Here is a 7,976-nt window from a genome sequence, read left to right as displayed (position 1 = left end):
TGGGAGGAATATATGTCAGCAAAACAATTTGCCATTTCTTTTGGGATAGGAGCTAGTTTATCATCTACATTCAGCAAAAATATACAAGCATCTAAAGATGGACTTGCAAAAATCGAAGAACGTATTGACAAAGTAAGACAAGCAAAAATGAAATTAGATGGATTAGAAAAAACCAAATTGATGGCGAAAGAAAATAAAAGTGAACTTAAATATACTGAATCTCAGTTAGGAAAACTTAAACAAAAATTAACTGAGACGAATGAATATGGTAAAAAATTAAATACCACATATAAAAATTTAGAAAAAGAAGCAATAAATTTAACAAGTCAAAAAAAAATATTAGAAAAAAAATTAAAAGATTTGACAAAGCAAATTGGAAAAAATACAGAAAAAAATGAAGTTCTTGAAAAGGAATATAAGAAATTAAAAGAAGAAAGCATAAAAGTAACAGAAAAACTTAAACCATTACAGAATAATTTAGACAAAGCAAAAGAAAAATTACAAGGAAATAATAAAGCTAGTCAAGATTTGAGAAATCAGCAATTAAAATTAGAAGATACAATTGAAAGATTAAGAGATAGAAACAAGCAACATACAGAAACAATTAAAGAAGTAACAGAAAATCTAAAAAAACAAAATATAGTTGCTAAGGATACGAGTAAAGTATATACAGAGCTTGAGCGAAAAATGCAGAATTTAGAGAAAGCTAAAAAACTATATATAAAAGCAGAAGGGCTAAAAACTAGAGGAGATAATATTTCTAAAGCTGGTAATATTCCATTAGTGACAGGAGCTGCTGCAACTGGAATAGCTTATCAAACACTGGATACAGCAATAAAAGCAGAAAGTGCTTTTGCTGGAGTGAAGAAACAGTTTGATTTTAACGATAAGAAAGATGAAGATAACTTTAAAAAAGATCTTTTAAATTTAGTTTCTGAAAAAAAAATAGCAGTTAGTTTGGAAGAACTATATGGTATGGCTGCAAATGCTGGTCAATCTGGATTGAATAAAGATGAAGCGATAAGTTATATTGAATCGGCTGCAAATATGGCTATGGCATTTAATATGGGGCGTGAAGAAGCAAGTGAGTATATGTTTGCATGGAAAAATACTTTTAATATGAATTTAGATCAGTTAAAAGAATTATCAGATCAAATAAATGTTCTAGGAAATAATACTGGAGCTTCTGAAAAAAAAATAAGTGAATATATAACAAGAATGGGAAATATGCCTAAAATAATTGGAATGACTACAGCTCAAACCGCTGCACTGGGAGCAACATTAATGGAAATGGGTATGGCTCCAGAAGTTGCTGCAACTGGGACTAAAAAACTATTAACTATACTAAATAAAGGTTTTGCAACGACTGAACGGGAACAGCAAGCATTACAAAAATTAGGACTAGACCCAGTAAAGTTAGCAAAATCTGCAAAAGCAAATCCTGAAAAAGCATTAGAAATAGTTTTTAATCGACTGAGTAAAGTAAAAGATCACGAACAAGGTGCTGTATTATCAATGTTGTTTGGAGAAGAAGGTAAAGTTGCAGCTGCAAATTTAATGGGTTCATTTGAAAAATATAAAAAGAACAGTAGTTTAATTAAAGATAAAAATATCTATGAAGGTGCTTCAGAAAAAGAGGCGGAGATACAAAAGAATACAACCGCCAATCAACTACAAGTTATAAAGACAGAATTTGACGTTTTAAAGGCTGATCTAGGAACAGAATTATTACCATTAATAAAAGAAGGAGCAAAATATACTAAAGAGTTACTCGAAAGACTAAGAAATTTTATTCAAGAAGATCCTGAAAGATTTAAAAGACTAGTTAAATTATTTATTAGAGGAACAGGGGTAATGTACGCATTAGGTGGTGCATTAAAAATAACTGGGATAGCAATTAAAGGATATGCAGGTTTAGTAAAATTTTCAGGATTTGTTATAGAAAAAGATTTATTGGGAAAAACACAAAGAGCAAGTGGGGCATTATTAAAATTTTCAAAAAATATAGGAACTATGGGGATAAAATTTTCTAGATACTTAGGTAGAGGAATAGTAGCTGGAGGTAAATATATATTTGGAGCAATAGGTAGTGTAGGAAGAGTATGTATGGCAGCATTTACTAATCCAGTTGGACTTGCAATAGCAGGGATAATAGCTTTAGTAGTTGCTGGATATGCTTTGTATAAAAACTGGGATACAGTTAAAGAAAAAGCAGGGCAACTAAGAGATAAAGTAAGTGAACTAATAGATAAATATTGGTTTTTATTGGGTCCTATTGGAGCTTTAATAAAGGGAGGAAAGGCACTTTATAATAACTGGGAGACTATAAAGACAAAAGCAAAAGAACTAGGAATAAAAGCTTATGAATTAGCCGATAAATATTGGTATTTATTAGGTCCATTAGGTTCTATTTTTAAAGCAGGACAATTACTTTATAAAAATTTTGATGATATAAAAGTCAAAGCAATAGAATTAAAAGATAAATTAATTGATTTTGTAACATCAAGTATTGAAAATTGGGATGTATTTAAAGAAAAGACTATGAATATTTTAAGGATCCCTTTTGATTGGTTAGATGAAAAGATACAATCTCTTAAAGATAAATTCAGTGGTATAATTGACATTTATAATGAAGTTAAAGACTTTAATATAGGTGGAAAAATAAGCAGCGGTATTAACTGGGTAAAAGATAAAATCCCTGGTTTTGCTAATGGTGGGATTGTAAATGGTCCTACACTAGCAATGGTAGGAGAAGGGAATTATCCAGAAAGTATAATTCCACATGATGGAAGTGTTAGAAGTTTAAATCTTTGGGAACAAACAGGTAAATTACTTGGATTAAAATCTTCTGATTCAGCTCCAGGAACAATAAATATTAATTATGCACCTGTTATAAATGCACAGAACAAAGAGGAGCTCCAAAGCATTTTAACAAAGGATAAATATGACTTCTATAAGCATTTTGAGGAGTGTATGAAAAAATATGAAAGAGAAAATTTTAGAAAAGGATATGGAAGATAAATATATAACAGTATTAGGTGATACATGGGATAGCATTGCATATAAATTATATAATAATTCTCTTTATTTTGATAAATTAATGGAACTAAATCCACAATATCATGGGGTAATTATTTTCAATGCTGGAATGACAATCAAATATACTCCAACAGATTTATCAGAACAGTTTGATATTGCACCTTGGAGAAGATGATAAATGAAAAATACAAGATATTTAAAAATACAAGTTATTTATGAGGGAAAAGATATAACAAATGATATATCAAAAGATATTATTTCATTTGATTATTCAGATTCTATAAATGAATTTGATAGTTTAAACTTAACGATCCAAAATCGAAAAAGATTATGGATGAATTCATGGAATCCGTTAAAAGGAGATAAATTAAAGGTAAATGTTTATCTTTTTAACTGGGAAATAGAAGATAGGGTAATAAATATTCCTGTTGGAACTTTTTATATTGATAAAGTTTCATATAGCGGTATTCCTGATATAGTGAGTATTTCTGCATTATCAGTAAATGTAACAACAAATATAATGGATGATAAAAAAAATCATGTTTGGGAATCCGTAAGTTTCAAGAAAATTGTAGAAGATATTGCAAAACAAAGTAAATTGGATCTTATTTATGATTGTAAATTTGAAAGAAATTACATACGAGTAGAGCAAAAATTAGAGTCAAATTTTAATTTTTTAAAAAGACTAGGAGAAGAAATTGGTGTTGTAATAAAACTGTACAATAATAAGTTAATAGTTTTTGAAGAAACTGTATATGAAAAAAAAGAGAGTAAATTATTGATTACAAGAGATGATATAGAAAATTATAACTTAGAGATTGATGATACAGATACATATGCTGGATGCAAAATAACTTATACTGATTCTTCAGGAAAGAAAATGGAAGCAACTTTTTTTTCTAAGCAAAGATCAGGATATAAAAGAAATACAAAAAGAGTATTGCTTATAAATGAAGATAAAGCTATTCCAGGAAAAGATAAAAGCAAAGTAAGAGAGTATCTAGGAAAAATAGCTGAAAAAGCTTTACGAAATAAAAATAAAAACTCTATAAGGGCTAATATACAAATGATTGGAAAAGAAAAAGTGTTATCAGTCGGTGATTGCATAGAATTATTATCTTTTGGTATCTTTAATGGAAAGTATATGATTACTAAAATTTCAACTGATTTAACCACATATAATCTTAATTTAGAATTACAAAGAGTTGAGGAGAGTGATAATGATGACAGAAATTAGGTTTGCTACTGTTTCAGTAGTAAATCATAAAAAAGGAACTGTAAAAGCTGTTTATAATGATCTTGGAATCACTACACCTGAGCTTATTGTATTTCAAGGTAGAAACAAAGGGACAAAACATTATTCGATGCCTGAGATTGGAGAAAATGGATTATGCTTGATAACAGAAACAGGCCGAGGATATTACCTCGGCTCTGGATATGATGATACAGAAATTATAATGGATGATGCAGCAAAGGGAAAGCATATAACATTATACCCAGATGGTACACAAATTGAATATGATGAAAGTAACTCAACATTAAGTATAAATTGTAAGAATGAGATAAAAATAAAGTGTAGATCTCTAAATGTGATAGCAGATGAAGTAAATATAACAGCTAAAACTAATATAAAAGGCCCTGTAAATGTCCAAGGAGCTGTATCTGCAAGTGAAGATGTAATAGCTGGAAATATATCTCTTAAAAAGCATAAAACAAAAGGGGTTAAAGCTGGAAATGATGTTTCAGGACCGCCAGAATAAAGGTGATAAAAATGGTTGTAGGAAGTTTAGGTAAAACAATATTTGCTTGTAGTTCTTTTTTTGTTAGAACTTTTAATAATTTAACTAAAAGTTCTAATTACAGGTGGATAGAACATAAAGTAATAGGAGAAAAACCAAAGTTGCAGTTTGATGGAGTAGATTTAGAAAATATAAAATTTAATATAATTTTAAGTGCTGCATATAATCTTAATCCTGCATTAGAAGCACATAAACTAAAAGAAAAAGCTGCAGATGGAGAGAAGTTTAAATTGATAATTGGAGGAGAAGTCTTAGGAGATTACGTTATAGCAAGTATAAATGAAACACATAAACAGTTTACTGCTTTCGGTAATGTAACACGTGTTGATTTATCTGTTGAATTAAAGGAGTATAACTAATGGAATTTATATTTGATTTTAGTGAGAAAAAAGACTATAAATTTACACCTAATCTTTATGAAGAAATAGAACAAAATATAGAAAATGCAATAAATAGAATAAAAGGTAATGTTGTATTAGCAAGACAAAAAGGAATTGATTATAACATAATTGATAAGCCTGATAATATAAAGATTGCACAATTAACTGCAGATGTAGTTGAAGAAATTGAACGTGAGGAACCAAGATTTAGCATAAAGAAAATACTTATTGAGAACTCATCCCCATCTAATATTATTTTGAAGATAAAGGGTGATATAAATGTTTAAATTTATTGATGTAAATGTAACTGAAATACAACAAAAACTAAAAACAGGTTATGAAGAAGTAATGAATCTAAAAGTCTCTGAAGGAGATCCAATAAATGACTATATAAATTGGGTTAGTTACATAATTAGATTATTAGAAAATGAAATAAATTATACTGCAAATATGAATCTTTTAAGATTTTCTGAGGGTGAATATTTAGATGCAATAGGAGAATTAGTTGGAGTTAGAAGGGTACAACCTAAAGGAGCAAAAACTAAAATAAAATATACATTTTCTAAAATCTTTTCAGAAGTAATAACTATACCTGCAGGAAATAAAACTTCAGATGGAAATGTTTATTTCGCTCTAGATAATAATATAGAACTTGCAATTGGGAAAAGAGAAGTAATAGGTATTGCAACATGTGTTTCTCCAGGTAAGATAGGAAATGATATTTTACCAGGTAAAATAAATACTTTAGTTGATGATATACCTTTTTTAATGAAAGTTGAAAATATTGAAGCAACTTCTGGTGGATTGGAAATGGAGAATGATAACGAATTAAGGAAAAGAATAAAACTAAGACCAACTGCTTTTAGTACTGCTGGGCCTAAAAGTGCATATGAATATTATGTAATGACAGCTAATACAGATATAATTGATGTAAATGTATATACAGAAGAAAAAACACCAGGAACAGTTAATATAATTCCATTATTGAAAAGTGGAAAAATACCAGAGCAACAAGTTTTAGAAACTATTTCAAAAAATCTAGATGATGAAATTAGACCTTTTACTGATAAAGTAGTTGTTAAAGCTCCAATAGAAGAAACTTATAGCATAAACATAAAATGGTGGGCGAGAAAAGGGGATAACATAACAGAAGTTACTAATAATATAACAGATGCTGTAAATACTTATGTATTATGGCAATCAGAAAAGTTGGGAAGGGATATTAATCCAGATAAATTGATACAATTATTAATATCTGCTGGAGCTAAAAGAGTTGAGATTGCAGAGCCAACATTAAAAAGAATAGACAGAACAAAGGTAGCAAAAATAAGTAGCAAAAATATTTCATATCAAGGAGTAGAGGATGAGTAAGTATAAATTAGAAGATACAGATTATCAAATTGTATTTCCACAAAATTTAGAAAAATACAAAAATTTGAAGTACTTAGCTAAAGAATTTGAAGAGTGCTTAAAAAACAATGTTGTGTCTATTATTCCTAATTTAGCAATACTAAAGAATCTAGAGAGCCAGTCTGATTTTATTCTCGATACTCTAGCAGAACAATTTTCGATTGATAACTGGGATGAAAAGTTTCCAAAAGAAAGAAAAATACAATTAATAAAAGCTGCCTATTGGGCACATAGTAAAAAAGGAACAAGAAAAGCTGTTGAAACAGAGGTAAATAAACTTGGTTATAATGTAAAACTTTGTGAATGGTGGGAATGTGGAGGAGATCCTTATACTTTTAGAGTTATTAGTAATACAGGATATATTGATACTGCTTGGGCACTTAAAATTGTAAGTGCACTTGAAAGAATAAAAAATGTTAGAAGTGTTTTAGAAGTTATAAATATAACAATAGATGCTGATCCTAAATTACAAACAATAGTTGGATATAAGGAGATTGCAGTTCATAAAGATATAATTGAAGCACCAGCTGATAAAAATCTAAATAGCTATATAAACATAATTGCTTATAAACAGATAATTGGAGGTATTAAGAATGAAATTTAATGGACTTACTAAAGTTGGTAGAGAATATCTTGCAAAAGTAACAGCTAATAAAACACCAATTACTTTTGCAAAGATTAAATTTGGAAATGGAAATTTAGATGAAAAAGATAATCCTATGACTTTTACTGATATAAAGTCGATAAAGGCAGAGAAAAGCATATTAAAAATAGAACAACATGATGATGCAGTAAAAATAATAACACAGTTAGATAATGTAAAGCTAGAACAAGGATATTATCCACGTGAAACAGGTATTTATGTTAGTGATGGAGATAGTGAGATCCTTTATTACTATATAAATGATGGAGAAGAGACAAGTTATTTACCTCCTGAGAGTAATGGACCTGTAAGATTTGATATAGCTGTGAATCTGATAGCAACTTCTGAAAGTGTGCTTACAGTAAGGAATGATGGTAAAGATTTATACATAACTAAAGATTATTTTGATAATGAATTAAACAAAAAGGAAAATGTAATAGAAAAAAAATCTGCATTTAACAAAGACTTTGGAATAGAAGCTGGAACAGTGCTTGAAGGAAATAAATATCCTATCATAGAAAACAAATTTAAAGGTATTGTTGGAAATGAAATTAATGCAACATTTATACAAGATTCAGGGCAAAAAACAAAAGGTAAATTTTATTTAGATAGAAATACAGGAAAACTTTATAGATGTGTAAATAATACGAACAGTACAACAAATTCAACAGATAATTTTCAAGATATTTCTTTAGATACTGTTTC

At 28.7% G+C, this 7,976-nt stretch carries 9 protein-coding genes; all 9 read left to right on the top strand.

Annotated features, from left to right (window positions below):
* Positions 1 to 12 precede the first annotated feature (12 nt).
* Positions 13 to 3,021: a phage tail tape measure protein gene (locus IX290_RS10785; RefSeq protein WP_211493195.1), complete on the top strand. Its 3,009-nt coding sequence runs from the start codon at positions 13 to 15 to the stop codon at positions 3,019 to 3,021.
* Complete coding sequence (locus IX290_RS10780) at positions 2,984 to 3,214, top strand: hypothetical protein (RefSeq protein ID WP_249168939.1); 231 nt, start codon at positions 2,984 to 2,986, stop codon at positions 3,212 to 3,214. The genes IX290_RS10785 and IX290_RS10780 overlap by 38 nt, the downstream gene beginning before the upstream one ends.
* A 3-nt stretch (positions 3,215 to 3,217) precedes the next feature.
* On the top strand, positions 3,218 to 4,276 hold the full coding sequence (locus IX290_RS10775; protein WP_211493194.1) for a late control protein D: 1,059 nt from the start codon (positions 3,218 to 3,220) through the stop codon (positions 4,274 to 4,276).
* Entirely contained in the window at positions 4,260 to 4,799 is a 540-nt protein-coding gene (locus tag IX290_RS10770; RefSeq protein WP_211493193.1) for a phage baseplate assembly protein V, read from the top strand. Before IX290_RS10775 ends, IX290_RS10770 begins: the two co-directional genes overlap by 17 nt.
* Positions 4,800 to 4,810: 11 nt before the next feature.
* A complete protein-coding gene (locus IX290_RS10765) occupies positions 4,811 to 5,197 on the top strand; it encodes a phage tail protein (RefSeq protein ID WP_211493192.1) in 387 nt (128 codons plus the stop codon).
* On the top strand, positions 5,197 to 5,505 hold the full coding sequence (locus tag IX290_RS10760) for a hypothetical protein (protein ID WP_211493191.1): 309 nt from the start codon (positions 5,197 to 5,199) through the stop codon (positions 5,503 to 5,505). The genes IX290_RS10765 and IX290_RS10760 overlap by 1 nt, the downstream gene beginning before the upstream one ends.
* Positions 5,498 to 6,589: a baseplate J/gp47 family protein gene (locus IX290_RS10755; RefSeq protein ID WP_211493190.1), complete on the top strand. Its 1,092-nt coding sequence runs from the start codon at positions 5,498 to 5,500 to the stop codon at positions 6,587 to 6,589. Before IX290_RS10760 ends, IX290_RS10755 begins: the two co-directional genes overlap by 8 nt.
* Positions 6,582 to 7,232, top strand: a complete 651-nt coding sequence (locus tag IX290_RS10750) for a phage tail protein I (protein WP_211493189.1) — start codon at positions 6,582 to 6,584, stop codon at positions 7,230 to 7,232. The genes IX290_RS10755 and IX290_RS10750 overlap by 8 nt, the downstream gene beginning before the upstream one ends.
* Positions 7,222 to 7,976, top strand: a 755-nt coding sequence (locus IX290_RS10745; protein ID WP_211493188.1) for a phage tail protein, incomplete at its 3' end; no start/stop codon positions are given. The genes IX290_RS10750 and IX290_RS10745, both read left to right, overlap by 11 nt.

Source organism: Fusobacterium sp. DD2 (assembly GCF_018205345.1).
GTDB lineage: Bacteria > Fusobacteriota > Fusobacteriia > Fusobacteriales > Fusobacteriaceae > Fusobacterium_A.
Note: the sequence above shows the minus strand (reverse complement) of the source record. Positions and strands in the feature narration are given on the sequence as shown.

What these genes read in the sequence shown, in the direction of transcription:
- IX290_RS10750 (WP_211493189.1), top strand. Translation starts at nt 6,582, where the DNA reads ATGAGTAAGTATAAATTAGAAGATACAGATTATCAAATTGTATTTCCA.
- IX290_RS10765 (WP_211493192.1), top strand. Translation starts at nt 4,811, where the DNA reads ATGGTTGTAGGAAGTTTAGGTAAAACAATATTTGCTTGTAGTTCTTTT.
- IX290_RS10770 (WP_211493193.1), top strand. Translation starts at nt 4,260, where the DNA reads ATGATGACAGAAATTAGGTTTGCTACTGTTTCAGTAGTAAATCATAAA.
- IX290_RS10780 (WP_249168939.1), top strand. Translation starts at nt 2,984, where the DNA reads ATGAAAGAGAAAATTTTAGAAAAGGATATGGAAGATAAATATATAACA.
- IX290_RS10755 (WP_211493190.1), top strand. Translation starts at nt 5,498, where the DNA reads ATGTTTAAATTTATTGATGTAAATGTAACTGAAATACAACAAAAACTA.
- IX290_RS10775 (WP_211493194.1), top strand. Translation starts at nt 3,218, where the DNA reads ATGAAAAATACAAGATATTTAAAAATACAAGTTATTTATGAGGGAAAA.
- IX290_RS10760 (WP_211493191.1), top strand. Translation starts at nt 5,197, where the DNA reads ATGGAATTTATATTTGATTTTAGTGAGAAAAAAGACTATAAATTTACA.
- IX290_RS10785 (WP_211493195.1), top strand. Translation starts at nt 13, where the DNA reads ATGTCAGCAAAACAATTTGCCATTTCTTTTGGGATAGGAGCTAGTTTA.